13 protein-coding genes are annotated in these 16067 nt (G+C 59.2%); 7 read left to right on the forward strand and 6 right to left on the reverse strand.

The genetic code is table 11. From position 1 onward, the window contains the following. Positions 1 to 42 precede the first annotated feature (42 nt). Positions 43 to 588: a hypothetical protein gene (locus QCE64_RS27860; RefSeq protein WP_310007466.1), complete on the forward strand. Its 546-nt coding sequence runs from the start codon at positions 43 to 45 to the stop codon at positions 586 to 588. Here QCE64_RS27860 and QCE64_RS27865 read toward each other — a convergent pair. Beyond that, the gene (locus QCE64_RS27865) at positions 585 to 3017 is read right to left on the reverse strand and encodes a GNAT family N-acetyltransferase (RefSeq protein WP_310007468.1); all 2433 of its coding nucleotides are present in this window, start codon (positions 3015 to 3017) and stop codon (positions 585 to 587) included. The two genes, QCE64_RS27860 and QCE64_RS27865, sit on opposite strands and share 4 nt — an antisense overlap. A 707-nt stretch (positions 3018 to 3724) precedes the next feature. On the opposite strand from QCE64_RS27865, the gene parA reads away from it, so the two are divergent. Both parA and QCE64_RS27875 read left to right on the forward strand, forming a co-directional pair. Further along, positions 3725 to 4387: a ParA family partition ATPase gene (gene parA / locus QCE64_RS27870; protein WP_309925386.1), complete on the forward strand. Its 663-nt coding sequence runs from the start codon at positions 3725 to 3727 to the stop codon at positions 4385 to 4387. A gap of 24 nt (positions 4388 to 4411) precedes the next feature. Further along, positions 4412 to 5476 (forward strand): ParB/RepB/Spo0J family partition protein, encoded by a 1065-nt coding sequence (locus tag QCE64_RS27875; protein ID WP_310007470.1) that lies wholly within the window; start codon positions 4412 to 4414, stop codon positions 5474 to 5476. A gap of 69 nt (positions 5477 to 5545) precedes the next feature. Here the strand turns inward: QCE64_RS27875 and QCE64_RS27880 are convergent, their stop codons facing one another. Continuing rightward, complete coding sequence (locus tag QCE64_RS27880; protein ID WP_309925390.1) at positions 5546 to 6913, reverse strand: replication initiation protein; 1368 nt, start codon at positions 6911 to 6913, stop codon at positions 5546 to 5548. Positions 6914 to 8615: 1702 nt separating this feature from the next. Between QCE64_RS27880 and QCE64_RS27885 the strand changes: the two genes are divergently transcribed. Next, positions 8616 to 9815, forward strand: a complete 1200-nt coding sequence (locus tag QCE64_RS27885) for a DNA-binding protein (protein WP_310007472.1) — start codon at positions 8616 to 8618, stop codon at positions 9813 to 9815. 71 nt (positions 9816 to 9886) lie between these two features. Here QCE64_RS27885 and QCE64_RS27890 read toward each other — a convergent pair whose 3' ends face one another. Both QCE64_RS27890 and QCE64_RS27895 read right to left on the reverse strand, forming a co-directional pair. Next, entirely contained in the window at positions 9887 to 10882 is a 996-nt protein-coding gene (locus tag QCE64_RS27890) for a tyrosine-type recombinase/integrase (protein WP_309934275.1), read from the reverse strand. Between the two features lie 256 nt (positions 10883 to 11138). Next, positions 11139 to 11495, reverse strand: coding sequence for a DUF2471 family protein (locus QCE64_RS27895; RefSeq protein WP_309925399.1), 357 nt, complete (start codon positions 11493 to 11495; stop codon positions 11139 to 11141). A 276-nt stretch (positions 11496 to 11771) separates the two neighbouring features. Between QCE64_RS27895 and QCE64_RS27900 the strand changes: the two genes are divergently transcribed. Then, positions 11772 to 11960, forward strand: coding sequence for a CsbD family protein (locus QCE64_RS27900; protein WP_309925401.1), 189 nt, complete (start codon positions 11772 to 11774; stop codon positions 11958 to 11960). Between the two features lie 178 nt (positions 11961 to 12138). Here the strand turns inward: QCE64_RS27900 and QCE64_RS27905 are convergent, their stop codons facing one another. Further along, positions 12139 to 12735, reverse strand: coding sequence for an XRE family transcriptional regulator (locus QCE64_RS27905; RefSeq protein ID WP_309925404.1), 597 nt, complete (start codon positions 12733 to 12735; stop codon positions 12139 to 12141). A gap of 161 nt (positions 12736 to 12896) precedes the next feature. Between QCE64_RS27905 and QCE64_RS27910 the strand changes: the two genes are divergently transcribed. Beyond that, positions 12897 to 14099, forward strand: coding sequence for a glycine C-acetyltransferase (locus tag QCE64_RS27910; protein WP_309935394.1), 1203 nt, complete (start codon positions 12897 to 12899; stop codon positions 14097 to 14099). A 141-nt stretch (positions 14100 to 14240) separates the two neighbouring features. Beyond that, on the forward strand, positions 14241 to 15278 hold the full coding sequence (tdh, locus tag QCE64_RS27915; RefSeq protein ID WP_309927466.1) for an L-threonine 3-dehydrogenase: 1038 nt from the start codon (positions 14241 to 14243) through the stop codon (positions 15276 to 15278). Between the two features lie 4 nt (positions 15279 to 15282). Here tdh and QCE64_RS27920 read toward each other — a convergent pair whose 3' ends face one another. Further along, positions 15283 to 15921 (reverse strand): YceI family protein, encoded by a 639-nt coding sequence (locus QCE64_RS27920; RefSeq protein WP_309934277.1) that lies wholly within the window; start codon positions 15919 to 15921, stop codon positions 15283 to 15285. Positions 15922 to 16067: the final 146 nt, after the last annotated feature.

Below are 16067 nucleotides of genomic sequence, written 5' to 3' on the forward strand. Positions count from 1 at the left end.
GTCATGACGGCGCATTGCCGTGTTCAACCCGACGCATTTCCGATGGCGAAACTCCTTTCCGATACCGAATTCCTGCGCTTCTCCGAACTGCAGCAAAAGCAAGCCAGCTTCACCATCACGTCCGACGAAGCGGACGAGCTGCGCGAAATCGTCGCGCGCGCACAGAAGAAACGCGACGATCGGGCGGCTGCGATGCAATCGATCGAAACCTACATCGCGCAGTTCGAGATCTCACCGGACGAACTCTTCTCGGCTAAGCAGATCGGCGAAGCGGCGCGGACCTTTGGCCTCATTCCGGCCGCGAAAAAAGAACGCGCACTACCGCCTCAGTTGACGCACAACGGCAAGCCATATCAGTGGACCTCGCGCGCACTGCCCGAGGAGATTCGCGCGCCGCTCTTCGATGCGTTCGTCTCGGGACAGTCGGTCAAGCCGTTTATCGCGACGCTCAAGGACACATCGCGCTGTGCGCTGACCATTGCGCGGCTCGAGAAGGAAACGGGAAATTCGTATGCCGAAGCATTGCTCGATGAGCTCTCGATCTCGCGCGCGCAGGTCGATGACGCGCGAGACAAGCTCGCGGCCTAGTTCGAGGCCGGCTGTGTCGGCTTGACGCCCAGCCGCATCTTGAAGCCGACGACGCCTGGATCTTCAGTCTTCGTCAACTCGAAGCCGGCACGACGCGCCAGTGCGATCATGCCGGCGTTCTCCCGCAACGCCTCGCCCACCAGCCAGCGCGTGCCGCGCTTTCTCGCGTAGTCGATGATGCGCGAGAGCAGAAGCCCGCCTAAGCCCCTGCCTTTCATGTCCGAGCGCGCCGCCACGGCGAATTCGGCTGTCTCGTTGTCCGGATCGGCAATGGCTCGCGCGACGGCCAGCGTTTCGCCGGTGCCCGCATCGTCGGCGTGGGTGACGATCAACGCCATTTCCCGGTCGTAATCGATCTGCGTCATGCGGGCGAGTTGCGAGTGATCGAAGCTGCGCACGGCACCGAAGAAGCGAAGACGCAAGTCCTCCGCAGTATTGGCCGCGACGAAGGCGCGATGAGCGTCTTCGTCCTCGGGCCGGATCGGACGCACCGTAATGCGCATGCCACGCCAGTCCAGCGTCTCCTCGAGGCAGCGCGGATAAGGGACGATAGCCAACGGCTTGCGATGCACACCGAGTGTGAGTTGCGCCTCGTGCGCGGAGACGGAATCGCGCGTCACACGCAGAACCAGCCGAAGCGCGACGATTTCTTCGATATAGCAAACGAGTTGCGAAAGTGCGGTGAGTGCCGCGAGCAGCAACTCCGTTGGCAGTTCGCGCGAGCGCGGTGAGCGCATGACCAGATCCCGCGACAACACGGGATTGAGCGGCGGCAGCGCGAATTCGTGCAGCGCATCGGCCAGGCCCAGAGCCCCCTCGGCCTTGAACTCAAATACAGGACCGAACACACGATGGTTGAGCAGGCGCGCCTGGATCTCGACTGCGTCGCTCGCCAATGCATTCGATGGTCCGGGTTTGACCGGAATGCCGAAGCGTTCGAGTGCGCGTGCGGCTCGTTCTCCATCCAGTTCCGCTACGCCGTTCGCTAACGCAGCACGGATGTCGTTCTGCGCGGTGTGGAGATCTCGCGGGAGCTCGGCCGGCTGACCGTCCGGCGTCTGCATGAGCAGTTTGCGTCCTTGTCGAAAATCAACAAGACGGGCGAAGGCACGCGCCAGCCGATGCGGCGTCGTATGGACCGGGATTCCGTTCGTGTGCAGGGCGTCGCGGGTTGTGGAATCCACGCAACCGAAAAAGCACGCCAGCAATCCGCGATAGGCGTGATGGCGCTCATCGATCAACGCGCGTGCGACATCGGCTACGGGCGCACTGTGCGTCGGCGCGTGCACGATAAAAGCTGTGCCGGACTCGCGATGATCCGCAAGTGCGCGAATTGCGGAACCGAAATCGGCAGGCGTGGCATCGTCGCCAAGGAGAAGAGGATTACCGGCATGAGCGCGCGGAAGCGCAGCCGCGATGGCATCGCGCGTGGCGGCCGGCCAGTGAGCGAAATCGTCTCCTGCGCTGGAGAACGCATCCTGCGCAAGCGCGGCGACACCGCGGTCACTCGTGATCAACGTCGCGACGTCACTCGACGCGACCCGGCCGATACCCAGGGTTTCGATTTCATCGAGCAGATCATCGAGCGAATCGACGCGCACCAGACCCGCGCGGCGGAATACGGCACCGTAGAGCCGATCGAATGGATCGTCGCGACCGGTGCGCAGGACCAGCACGGGCTTGTTGCGCGCGGCGGCCCGGGCGGCGGAGATGAACTTGCGTGCGGAAGTCACTCTCTCGATGGCAAGCAGGATCGCTCGTGTGGAGGGATCGCTGGCGAGGAAATCGAGGATGTCACCGGAGTCGACATCGGCCTCGTCGCCCAGTGCAATGACTTTCGAAAAACCAAGGCCGCGTGCGTTCGCCCAGCCGAGAACGCCGTTAGTCAGCGCGTTCGATTCCGATACCCAGGCAACACCACCGGGTTTGACCTTGCAGGCGGGAGCTCCAAGACACGCACCGATGGCAGGTGTGACGACGCCTAGGCTCGATGGCCCTACGATGCGCATCAGGTAAGGGCGCGCAGCGGCGAGGGCCCGTGCGGTCCACTCCTGGGTGCCAAGACTTGCTGCTTTCCACTGCGCTGGTTGCGTGGCTGAGGAGCCTCTTTCTTGCCGATCGGCCTCACCGACGATTACTGCCGCCTTGGTTCCTCGTCTACCGAGGTCCTCGATGAGCGCTGGCCAAGTATCGGGGCGCGTACAAAGGATGGCGACATCAGCGCAGTCAGGCAATGCGGCGACAGTCGGATAGACGGGGGTATCGTTCAGCGTTTCATGCTTGGGGTTGACGGGCCATAGCGATCCAGCGAATCCGGCACATAGCGCGCGCGTCCAGACCATTTCTCCAACGCTTCCGCTCCGTGACGACGCACCGACCACGGCAATCGACTTCGGTCCAAACAGTGTGTCGAGGTTGCGAACGGTCATGGCAACTCCAGCATCGATGCTTGATAGAGCGCTCAAGGATAGGCGATTTCGCTTGATGGCATTGGCCGCGGCGGACAGTCGTGAGCCGTGCCTTTATGCGCATAAAGCCTCCCCATCGGATCCACGAGCTACGCCAGCGAGAGCTTCATATCGTTCGTGCGATGGGAGCGTCCAGGCTTTATGCGCATAAAGCTCGCAGTGATCGAGGCACACTGAGACGCTCATGCCTGAGACGACAGCAGGCAGCCGCCGAAAGATTCATTTCGCGACAAGTATCGGCGCTGATCGCGGGAAACCGGCAAGGGCTCGCCTTTCCTTTTGTTCTTGAATGTCTCAACGCCATAGCAAACGATGGCAAGCCTAAACGAGAAGAACCGTCCACGAATCACACGCGAACCACACTCAGGCCAAACTGCCTCGCCATGTGGCTTTATGCGCATAAAGATCTCGCAACGCGGGCAATTGGAAATGCGCCGCGGCCCCATTGAAACATCTGCGCATTGCCGTAACACGCGCAGCCGTGAAGCATTGACACCACCGCGCGGCGGCGTTGTTACTCAAACCTCCTGTCTTAGTTCGGCTCAATCGAAGCTTTATGCGCATAAAGCTAGGCCGAACGGCCAGCACACTCTGATTCAGCTAATTTGACTGGAAAAATCACTACGTCAATGTAGAATTCAACGAACTTCAAAAATTCGGAGCAGAACGTGGCAGCGGAAATCATAGCGATCACGCAGCAGAAGGGCGGGGTCGGCAAGAGCACCATTGCGATGCACTTGGGGGCAGCTTTCCACGAGAAGAAGAAGCGGGTTCTCGTCGTGGATGCGGATGGGCAAAACACACTTGTCCACTGGTCCAGCGCTGCCTCGGACGAGGCCCACGGTATTCCGTTTCCTGTGGTTAATCTGTCGGAAGCGGGGGGACAGATCCACCGGGAGATCAGGAAATTCGTCAACGACTACGACATCATCGTGGTGGATTGCCCGCCCTCCATTACGGAGAAAGTTTCCGGCGTGGTTCTTCTTGCAGCGAGTGTCGCTGTTATTCCGACGTCTTCATCACCAGCCGACTATTGGTCAAGCGTGGGCCTGGTCAAACTGGTCCAGCAAGCGCAAGTTATGAACGAAGACTTGCGCGCTGTCTTCCTCCTCAACAAGACCGAAGAGAAGCGCATGCTGACGCGCGAACTCAAGGTAGCCCTCGAAGAGCTTGGTTTTCCTCTGCTCAAAACTCAAATCCCCACCCGCGAGTGCTACAAGCAGGCAATGGCACTCGGCCAAACCGTGCTTCAGATGACCGATCGTGGTTCGCGTCTCGCTGCGATCGAGATTCGCGCCGTTGCCGATGAAATCCTCGGCATGCTCTCCTGACTTTATGCGCATAAAGGACCCTGAATGAAACCGTCCCAGTTTGCAAAGGGCTTCAAGGCCCGTCCCGACTCCACGAGCAGCGAGAAGCGCACGGCGCTTGACCGCCTCAATGCGATCGACGGAATCGTCGATATCCAGCAGGCAAGTCAGGCCGCTGCAAATGGCCGTTCCAGCGCCTTTGCTGCCGACGACACCGCCGATGTCACCACCGGCGCCGAAACCGATGATTACCGGGCCTGGAGACGAGCAAACCGTTACACCGCCGGTCAGATCATCGATTTGCCGCTCAAGTCAATCAAGCCAAGCCCATTCAATCCCCGCCACTTTTATCTGAAGACGTCGATCGCCGAACTTGCTGTCAACCTCGCGAAGCAAGGGCAGCAACAGGCTATCCACGTCATCCCGGACTACGCCAGCCCAGGAACCTTTTTCGTCAGTGACGGCGGCCGTCGCGTGCGCGCGCTGAAGGAGGCGAACAAGGAGACGGTCAAGGCGGTGGTGGTCGACTTGCCTATCGGCATCGAGAGTTACAAGCTTGGCTACGATCTCAACGTCCAGCGCGACTCCCAAACCGTGTTCGACAACGCCGTAGTCTGGCGGCGCTTCCTCGACGAGAAACATTTCCAGAGCCAGCGCGAATTGGCCGAGCATCTCGGACTCGACGAATCGACGATCGCAGTGGCCCTGTCCGTCGCCAAGCTTCCCGAGAACGTCATGCAGGAGATGGTCACTCGACCGGACCGGTTCGGCTCGAACATGGCCTATCAAATCGCGCGCTACCATACCGCCCGCGGCAGCGACGCTACGCTGCGCCTGATCAACAAGATCACGTCCGACGATCTCAGCACACGCCAGGTCGCTGATATCGTGAAGGGACGCGCGAGCGGTCAGGCTGGATCCAGGACACCGAGCCGTCAGCGCTATGCCCAGCGACTCGAAATCAAGCTGGACGGAATCGCGGTAGGTGATTTGAAGTCTTACGGAGAAGATCGGCTCGAACTTCGTTTGCGTGGCTTGTCGCGCGAAAAGCGTGATGAACTGCTGCATCAGATCGAGACGATGCTCGAATCGGGAAAGCTCAAGAAGTAAGTGTCGCCCGTCGTCGGGGCTGAGCCCTGCCGACGCTGTGGGCCAGTCGCCTTCCAGCGGAACCGAGGTTCAACCAGCGCGCGACTGGCTCAGCGTGAACGCGAGAAGGTCTCCATCGGTGGGCTCGCCCCAGGTCTTTCGCGCAAGCCAGTCGAAGAACGACGTTTCACCCAGTTTCGAATCCAGGCCGCGCTTGCGCCAATCCTCACGCATATGCGTACCCAGTCCCGGTAGCACATCTTCTTCGAACGACTGACGCGCAACTTCCCGTTCATCCTCACCTTGCTCGTCGTAGAGCACGCGTGCTTCCTTGCGTCGATAAGCCGAGAACTCGCTCAGCAGACGCGCCTTGAGATCGTCCGCGCCATTGACCGCTGCGGCCATCGCTGCACGCGGCACGGCACCGTTCGCAGCCGGCGGAGCGGCATCTACGGGAGGTGCGTAGCCTTTCTTGAGTGCATCCTTGAACAAGGCAGCTGCGCTCCGAACCGCCGGCAATGTCGTGCTGCGCATGCGCTGCTCCGTCATCTGCAAGGCCGCGCGAATACGGTTCTCTTCACTGTCTGCGTAGAGCGTTTGCGCATCCTTGAGCGGAATACCGATCTTTACCATCCGGTCGACCAGCGTGCTATCGAAGACATTCGGATGTTCGTCCAGCGCCAGCATGGGCTGTTTCCGCTCGGTCACGCGAAACTGGATCTCGGCGACTCGACGTCCCTCCCGGTGCTCCACCAACTCGACAAAGATGTTCGTCACCGCGTTCACTTCAGCAATGGCCGGACGCAAGTAATCCCGCTTAAAGTACTTGTATTCTCGTTTGGCTTCGTCGCCCGCTTCCGTGTCCGGCGTACCGGATAAAATCGGCCGCCACCACTCCCAGGTCTCGCGCATCGTTAGATGGCTGGGATTGGTCAGGTATCTCACGCAAATCTCATATAGCGCAAGGCCGGCGCTGCTGCGTAACTGACTCTGAAACTGAAGGCTCAGACGGGCGTACTGGACGGGATCGAGCAGCTTTTTCTTGATCTTCGGCGCGAAGGAAAACTCCACCCAGACCCGGCGTGTCGTTGGATCCTCGAGAATTTCGGCGTCAGCGATAAGCGTGGAAATGCCCCACTTGCGACCAGGCTTCTGACTCGATGTCCCCGTGCTCCATTCGACCTGCACTGAGACCATGCGCCGCAGATGTTCCTTGACCAATGCTGTGTCATTCGAATCGAATGCAGAGTTGGCCACAATATCCGACAACAGCGCGCGGTAAGTGTCACCGGATTCGTCCGCCTGCTGCGCAACGGCCAAGAGTACGTTGAACAACTTGCGAGTTAGCAGCGTGATCTTTCCGCTTTTTGGCTGAATTGCAATGGCTTCGACGGCCTTGCGCAGCTCCGCCGAGCTTGGGCTGACGACGTCGGTTTTCTTGGTGCGCTTGGTTGCCATGCGGTAAACGGATTCGAGATTGCGGTGAGCATACCGATTGGGGTGAACGGCGTCTATAGGGTCAATCTCACCGTCGAGCGGTGAAGCCTTGCAAGTCGTGTCGACTCACTGCGGTGCGATCCCGCAAACACTCACCCCTCACCGGTCGATCCCATCGGAGCAGCGCCGTATCCACGCGCGTAAACGGGAAGCGCCTTGTTTTCGAGGCTCCGGTGGACGAATCAATTAGTCCCGAAAAGACTCACCTTAAAAATTTTTCTGCTCGGCGGCCCTCGTGATGACGCTGGCGAAGTACGCCGGTGGTGGCCATGCAGTGCGTGTATCGGCGTCGAATGAAGTCGACGGATGCCACGAGGTGCCTCGATGGCCCAATCAATCCGAGATATCTCCCGGAAAACCTCACCTTTGCCCCGAAACCATTTGGTGCATATGCCTTCACGATGCCCATTCGACACGCCTTTGTGCTTGGCCAGCTCCCGAATTGCCTCACCTTAGCCCAGCAAAGGTGGCGCGAAGCCTCAAAACAACCGTAAGGCGTCTCCCGAAAATCCTCACCTTTCAGCAACTGCATGTCAGAACTCTCGTCTTTGCAGGCACTTATCTCGCTTTCCTCATGCCTATTCGAGCGTAAGAGCACCTGTAGAACCTCACCTTTTGTCCCTACCAGCTCTCGCCGCGGTGGATGTGACAGCTCCTGAAATGTCTCACCTTTCGCCGGATCCGAAACTTCGCGTCATCTATAACCCATTGTTTTAGAAGTATTTTTCAGAAAAAGAGAAAGTTTCGCCCTTATCGAAGAACTGCCGGGAGACTGCCGCGTCCCGTAATTCCTCACCTTTCTGATTGTGACTTGCATCAAAAACGAACGAGTCAGCATAGAGATGACGTCCCGAAAACTCTCACCTTAGGCTCGATAGAGGCCTTCCAAAGGAGAAGGGAAGACAAATCAGCGTTGGCTACTCCCGCAAGCTCTCACCTTTACCGGTTTCAGCAAGCAAAAATCGAGGCCAGCACCGCTTGGCGCCTGAAAAGACTCACCCTCATAGCGCGTTGAGTCCCGAATCGCCTCACCGATACGTAACAATTGCCGATTCAGTCCGAAATTTCGTTCTCTTCGGTTGCTCCCGAAAACTCTCACCTATGACTTGGGCTCGCCAACGATAATCAGCATGCAAATCAACGTATCGAGCCTGCCAAGTTCCCGGAAAGCCTCACTGCTGCTGAACACACGGTCCCTGAATCCGCTCACGATGCCTCCTGTTGAACCTCACGATGCTCCCCGAATCTCATCACCGCAGCTTCCCGTAGAGCTTCACCATCCATCCCGGAGGTTCTCACCCAATCGCGCGCAAAGCCTTATCCATCAAGGGTTTCGCTTGGCGTTAACGGTTTTAACTAGGTTCAAAGGTGTTTACTTTCTAACACTCTCAAGCTCCGCGAGTTCTCAGAAGAGCACAAACAGCAAACAGCCTTCGTGAAACAGCAGCGCATGGAACGCGCTAGCATTAATTTCATAAAAAACATAGAGTTGAGGCTTTTAGCTCACTATGTTTCACGAATAGGCCGCCTTGAGCGTCGATCAGCATGACCTATTCCGGCCAGCATCATGGCAAACCCGAGCAACGCTGTTGCAAAACTTCAAATTAGTATCAAACAGAACGTAAAACGTTATGATCGATATCTCGACATTGGCGTTTAAGCTATGAATCCAGACTTTCGCACCGCGCTTAGAGATGAAATCGAGACAATGCGAGCCAACGGCGCGCGGCGGCAGGATCTTTCCCAACATGCCTGCAAACGTCTCTTCTTTGACTTCGGCGTCAGGCCATCGGTAACGACGGTGCGTGAAATCACGCAAATCGGCAGCGCCAGCGATATTCCCCGAGACATCGACGCCTTTTGGACCGAGGTACGGACCACGCTTCGTCCCCGACTTGATGCGGGCGCGATTCCGGAATCGCTAAGAGATCGCGCCGGCGAGCTGTTCGCCGCGCTCTATGACGACGCACTTCAGCACGCCCGTAGCGCGCTTGCAGAAGACAGGGCTCATCTCGATACTGCCATACGAGCCGCTGAATCTCAGGCTCGCGACGCAGACATTCGCTGTGAAGCGACCGAGCAGGCGCGAGAACGGGCGGATGCGCGCGCCGAGGCCGAAGTCGCGCGTGTTGCCGTGCTCGAAGCCGAACTGAACTCACTCCGAAATCAGCGGGCTGAGGCACAGGCGGGCCTGCGCGAGATTGTCGCTCGTTGGGAAACCGAGAATGAAGCGCTTTCCGCTCGTCTGCAACAGGAGCAATCAACGGCGGCACGTCTGCACGACCGGGTTGATCAACTGCAGAACGAGATGCGTCAGAGCGCAGAGCACTACGCTCAGCAAATCAAGGATGCCGTCAAGGAAGCGGAACGGCGTGTAAGGCCCATGCTCGTCGAACTCGACTCCTTGCGTGGCATGGCAGCCACATACCAAGCGGGCACGCGCGAGACGAGTCAAAAGGAATTCGACTTCATTCAGCAACTGAGCGCGGCCAGAAGCCGCGCTGAGAGGCTTGAGTCTCAAGTGCGCGTTCAATCCGATGAAATCGACGCGCTTGTGCGCGAGCGCGACCTCCGGAGCACCCAAGCGAGCGTCAGCAAGGAAATTGGTGAACTGCTCGCGGTGCTGGCGGGAGACGGGCGCCTGAGTGCAGCGGAAATCGCCGGGCTCGGCACTCAGGTCGACAACTACGTCGTCACGCCGATCGTCTGTCCAGGCTGCGATGCTGGCGAGCCCGAGATGCAGCGCCACGAAGATGAGTTTGAGCTTTCCTGCCCGCATTGCGAAAGAACGTCGGGCGCGGTGGCGTCGAAACTGGCGGCGGTGGATGAGTTTTTCCGCTCCAGCCGCGTCAACCATCCCTGAGTGGCAGCAGAGCAATGCACCCGAAAATCAAAGGTGAGGATTTTCGGGACCACTGTCGAGGCGCCGTGGGCTCACGTATCGGCGCCCGATTCATGGGCATGGGCCAGATCTCGCTCCCGTATCTGCTCACCCATCCAGTCTTGCCACGCGCGATAGAGGCGGTGTGCTGACACTGTCTGCTGAAGCCCGAGCCACTGCCCAACTCTGTCTGGATCCGTTCCGTTCTCGAACAGTTCAGCTGCGTAAGTGTTACGAAGTGTTTGCGGACTCGCCCTGGCGACGCGCGATGCGGCAATGCCGGATGCGTCCACGACGGCGTCGATCGCACGCAGCATGGTCGCCTTGTGCATCGAGCGTCCGGCCAATGCCGCAGGGAACAGCAGATCGCCGGCATGTCCCGCTGCTTTGCGTTCTGCCATCCACTGGTCGAGCAAATCGAGCGCGAACGGCGCGAGGCGCGCCTGTCGGATCAGCAACGGGTTGGCCGCGTCCACGGTGAGATACGGCGCGCCGGTTGCGTAACACTCGACGGTCAGCTGCGCCGCTTCGCCCGTCTTCACGCCGGCGCCAAGAAAGGCCGCTACCAGCGCCCGATCGCGCCGCTCCTTCCAGCGCTGGCCGGCCAGCAGCGAGCCCAGGGGCGAGTGCAGATGCGCGATGAGCAAGGCACGCTCGTCGTGCGTGAGAAAGCCGGTTGGCTCGTTGTCGCGGGCCTTGCGCCATGCCGCGTCTCCATCCTGCGCGATGAATCGCGCAGGGTTCGTCGCCGCCGATTCGACTTCCCGCACATGATCGAGCACGCGCTCGATGAGTCGCAGATAGCGCATCCGCTGCGGCCGGCGAATGTCCAGTTGCGCCACGAATTGTTCGATGACAGGCCGTTGCACCGTATTCAGCGTCGCGCGACGAGACGTCAGCCACTCGAGAAAGTTGCCCCATTGCGCGCGATAAACGTCCGCCGACGATGCGCGGAACTCCTGTTGAGCAAGCCACGCGTCGAAGGCCGAGTGAGGGTCGGCTTGCCAGTCAGCGCGCTGTTGGTCGAAGAGATCGGAAGTGTTCGGCATGGTTTCGGTAGCGCGTGCCTCGCTGTGTTGCACTGTGCACAGGGTCGTGTGTCGTGCTTTCTACGTCAAGCACCGCTGTGATAGAGATCGGAACGCTCGTCTTGCGCGAGTCGGGTGCGGTGATAAAGCCCGCGAAACTCACTGATGAGAAAACTCTGATTTCTCGCCACCCACCGAGGAAGCATCGGGTGGCTTCGGCGGGAATTTAATGCTCGTGGGAGCACGCGGATTGTCCCGCGTGCCAGGACCCTTGGCCTCAGTGCGCGGCGATTGCCAGTTGCGGTCGGCCATGTCGAGCAGCGCGCTCGTAGGCATCGACAGCGAACGCGAATACTGCGGGTAAGGCGTCGGACGAAGCGACGTCGACTACGTCGTCGGTCTGAGGGAAATGGAAGTTATCAGGCCGCGAGAAGAGTTCGCGAAGCGTGGCTTCGTGCCGCCCGGCGAAGCCCAGATCCGCGACGGCCTCTGCTTCGATGGCATGCAGGAGGCGCCAGGTCAGCGGCACGCCCTTGTCGATATAGCGTGCGGCGATCTGCCGTGTGATGCGTTCCAGATCACGTACCGCACGAGCAAACTGCCTTCTGCTGAGACTTTCGCCGTTCGACTCCATGATTCACCCCTTTGCGAGCTGGTCTTATTGTACTGTATAAATATACAGTATTGGTGCGATGAAACTAGCGTCGCGCTACTGGTCGCGGCTGTATGTGCGATTCCGCCTACGCGTCTTTCAGACATCCGCCGCTATGCGCGCTTGCCAACGAAGCGCACTCTGGAGTCATGCTTGGGAATGGTCCTGGGCGAGGCGCGCAGAGAGCGGTTGAGAGCGGTTGAGTACGTCTGAACCGCATAGCGCACCCATTACGCTGCAAGACACGGGAGAACCGATATGAACAAGGATCAAGTGGAAGGCGTTGGCAAGCAAGTCAAGGGCAAGATCAACGAAGGCGTTGGCAAGATGACGGGCGACAAGGTCCAGGAAGCCAAGGGCGATATGCAGCAAGCCGCCGGTAAGGTGCAGAAGGGTGTGGGCGATGCACGCGAAGACGTCAAGGACAGCGTCAAAAAGAATCCGTAAGCGGATCTGACCGAGGCGATTTTGGCGCATCAGTTGCGCCGCTTTGAAGTGGGACGCTCATCGTTGAGCGTCCTTTTTTTATGCCGATCGGTCCAAGGAACCTTAGGCATGTCGAGTCGAGCGCGACGTCAGACGTTTATGCGCATAAAGCCCACCGCGGCGGTAAAGACCGCAGCAGCTACCCATGAATGACGATAAGGAGCGCCTTGGCTTCAGCACGTCCGACGTTGCAAATCGCATGCGCTTCATCTGCCGCATAACGCGCGGTATCGCCTGCTTTTAGTCGACGTGCCGATCCCGACGCCTTGATCTCTATAGCTCCGTTCAGCACGGTGAGATGTTCGCGCGTGCCGGGTTCATGAGCTTCCGAAGTAAGCGCCGCACCAGTTTGCAGCGTGAGTTCATACCACTCGAATTTACCGGCTAGCTCGATCGGCCCCCAGACACGCAGCTGATAGCCGCCGTTGTCGCCGGTCAAGGTCGGAATGTCGTGGGGGCTGGCGACGCGAATCGCTTCCACTGGCCTTTGTTGCGCGAATAGTTGATCGAGGCTGATCCCGAGCGCATTGGTCAGTCGCCATGCAACCGCGATAGTCGGATTGGCTTTGTCTCGTTCGATTTCCGACAACATCGATTTCGACACACCCGCCGCGCGAGACAGGTCGTCGAGCGTCAGCTGTCGCTCACTGCGCAAGCGCTGAATCATCTCGCCGACACGCGGCGGAGTCGCGCCGGCGGATTCGGTTGCCTTTCCTTCCGGTCCTGAACTTGCCATGACTCCCACAATCCCTTAGAGTGTTCGGTATATCGGAAATATGTTCGAAATATCGAACGTGTTCAACGTATTGAATGGACTATAACAGGGCTATTGGTTGCGCGCGCACGCATGTTGGACTGCGTGCAACCTCCACCGGCCGCCACGAACGAGGATTTGCCATGAACGACCGATACCTCAGTCATCTCCGCGAGACACTCGAAGAAATCAGGGCTGCCGGTTTTCACAAGACCGAGCGTGTGATCGCCAGCCCGCAGTCGCCAGACATTCGCCTTGCGAACGGAAACGGCGTGCTTAACTTCTGTGCGAACAACTATCTCGGGCTAGCGGACGATCGCCGATTGATCGATGCAGCCAAGGACGGGCTCGACATGGATGGCTTCGGCATGGCATCGGTGCGCTTCATCTGTGGAACTCAGACGGTGCACAAGGAACTCGAGCACGCCATCGCGCAATTCCTGAAGACCGAAGATGCCATTCTCTATTCCAGCTGCTTCGACGCCAACGGCGGCCTATTTGAGACGTTGCTGACCGAAGAGGATGCAATCATCAGCGACGAGTTGAATCACGCAAGCATCATCGATGGCGTACGACTTTCAAAGGCCAAGCGTCTGCGCTACAAGAACAACGATCTCGCGGACCTCGAAGCGCGTCTGCAGGAAGCCGACGCGGCCGGCGTCCGCTTCAAGCTCATTGCGACCGATGGCGTGTTTTCGATGGACGGCATCATTGCCGATCTCGCCGGCATCTGCGATCTCGCCGATCGTTATCAGGCGCTTGTCATGGTTGATGATTCGCATGCCGTCGGCTTCATCGGTGAGCACGGACGCGGTACGCCGGAACACTGCGGCGTGCTGGATCGCGTGGACATCATCACGGGGACACTGGGCAAGGCGTTGGGTGGCGCATCGGGCGGGTATGTCGCGGCAAGCAAGGAAGTCATCGACTTGTTGCGTCAACGCAGCCGGCCTTATTTGTTCTCGAACTCGCTGGCGCCGAGCATTGCGGCAGCATCGCTCAAAGTGCTCCAACTGCTCGCCAGCGACGAAGGCGCTTCTTTGCGCAAGCGGGTCAAGGAGAACGGCAGGCGTTTCCGCGGGGCGATGACATCGCTGGGCTTTGATCTCGTGCCCGGCGAGCATCCCATCATTCCCGTCATGCTGGGTGACGCACAGCTTGCGTCGAAGATGGCCGATGCGCTGCTCGACGAGGGCGTTTATGTCATCGGCTTCTCTTACCCCGTGGTGCCCAAGGGGCGTGCCCGTATTCGCACTCAGATGAGTGCAGCCCACACGTCGGAACAGATCGATCGCGCGGTCGAAGCATTCGGACGCGTCGGGCGCACGCTCGGCGTCGTTCGCTGAGCCTCAAGGCAGGCTTTATGCGCATAAAGCCTGAAACGGCCGCCTAAGCACCAAGGGACGCGTGCCGGGTCACAAGCCCGCACCACTCCATGCACGCGATTCCAGCACAAACCGTCAAGACCACCGTCAGGACCAAAAGCAATGAAAGCTCTCGCCAAACTGGAACGCGCCCCGGGCCTCACGCTTACACGAGTGAAGCGGCCCGAAGTCGGCCATAACGATGTCCTCATCCGCATTCGCAAGACCGCGATCTGCGGGACCGATATTCATATCTGGAAATGGGACGAATGGGCGCAGCGGACCATTCCCGTGCCAATGCACGTCGGACATGAATACGTTGGCGAGATCGTGGAGATGGGCCAGGAGGTGCGCGGTTTTGCCATCGGCGACCGCGTATCGGGTGAAGGTCACATCACGTGCGGCTTTTGCCGCAACTGTCGCGCGGGGCGGCGTCATCTATGCCGCAATACCGTTGGCGTCGGTGTGAATCGCGAAGGCGCGTTCGCCGAGTATCTCGTCATTCCCGCCTTCAACGCGTTCAAGATTCCCCCGGACATCTCGGATGATCTCGCCGCGATCTTCGATCCATTCGGCAACGCAACGCATACCGCCCTCTCGTTCAACCTCGTCGGCGAGGACGTGCTGATTACCGGCGCCGGGCCCATCGGCGTGATGGCGGCGGCGATTGCGCGGCATGTCGGCGCACGTAACGTCGTGATCACCGATGTCAACGACTACCGGCTCGAGCTCGCGCGAAAGATGGGTGCAACGCGTGCCGTCAACGTGTCGAATGAAAATCTGCGCGACGTGATGAGCGAAGTCGGCATGACCGAAGGTTTCGATGTTGGACTGGAGATGTCCGGCGTACCGAGCGCGTTCACCGCCATGCTGGAAGCGATGAATCACGGCGGCAAGGTCGCGCTGCTGGGTATCCCGCCGGCGCAGACTGCCATCGACTGGAATCAGGTCATCTTCAAGGGACTTGAGATCAAGGGAATCTACGGTCGCGAGATGTTCGAGACCTGGTACAAGATGGTCGCGATGCTGCAAAGCGGTCTGGATCTCTCACCCATCCTCACGCACACCTTCCCCGTCGACGACTATCAACGCGCGTTTGACACGATGCTCTCCGGCAACAGCGGCAAGGTCGTACTCGACTGGACCGCAGAAACAATCTGACACCTCACTGCGCCGAATCCGCGCGCGGCTTTGAAAACTCGGCCTGGATGGCGACGTGCACATCGTCGCCGACTGCCGGATACCACGTCGTCAGCCCGAACTGTGAGCGGTTGAAGTGTCCATCGGCCGAGAAGCCCAAGGTTTCCAGCTTCGTGAGCGGATCTACCGCGTGCCCGTTGAAGGTGACGTTCAGGCTGACCGGCCGCGTCGTACCGCGAATGGTCAGGTCGCCCGTCAGCGTGCCTTTGTCGTCACCCGTGCGCTGGAAGCCCGTGCTGACGAATACGATTGTCGGATAGCGCTCCACGTCGAACATGTCCGGTCCCTTCAGCATGCGGTCCAGCAGCGGTACATTCGTGTTGACACTCGATGCATCGATGGTCGCTCGCACCGAACTGCCGGACAATCCGTCCGCAATCCAGTCGAGTTGCGCCTTTGCCTTGTCGAATCGAATGACGAAGCGTGAATAGTGAAGATGATCGACGTCGAAACTCACATTCCAGTGATGCGCATCGAGTTGATACTGTCCTGGTGGAACGCTCGATTCGCTCGACGACACATGGTGCGTAACGACCTGCAACGGCGTGCAGGCCATCATCGACGCGACAAGACTGGTTGAAACCAGCGCCTTCAAAACGTTCATCGCTCACTACCTCGAATACGGAAATTACGAACTGGAAGATCGGATCGGACGCCTTGGAAACACACGCCCGCCGTCACGTCGATTTCGTGCGTCCACCCGATAATGACGCGATCCGGTAGAGTTCGCCTCGCCCTCTCTCTCAAAAA

Origin of the sequence: Caballeronia sp. LZ043 (assembly GCF_031451075.1) — a bacterium.
Classification (GTDB): domain Bacteria; phylum Pseudomonadota; class Gammaproteobacteria; order Burkholderiales; family Burkholderiaceae; genus Caballeronia.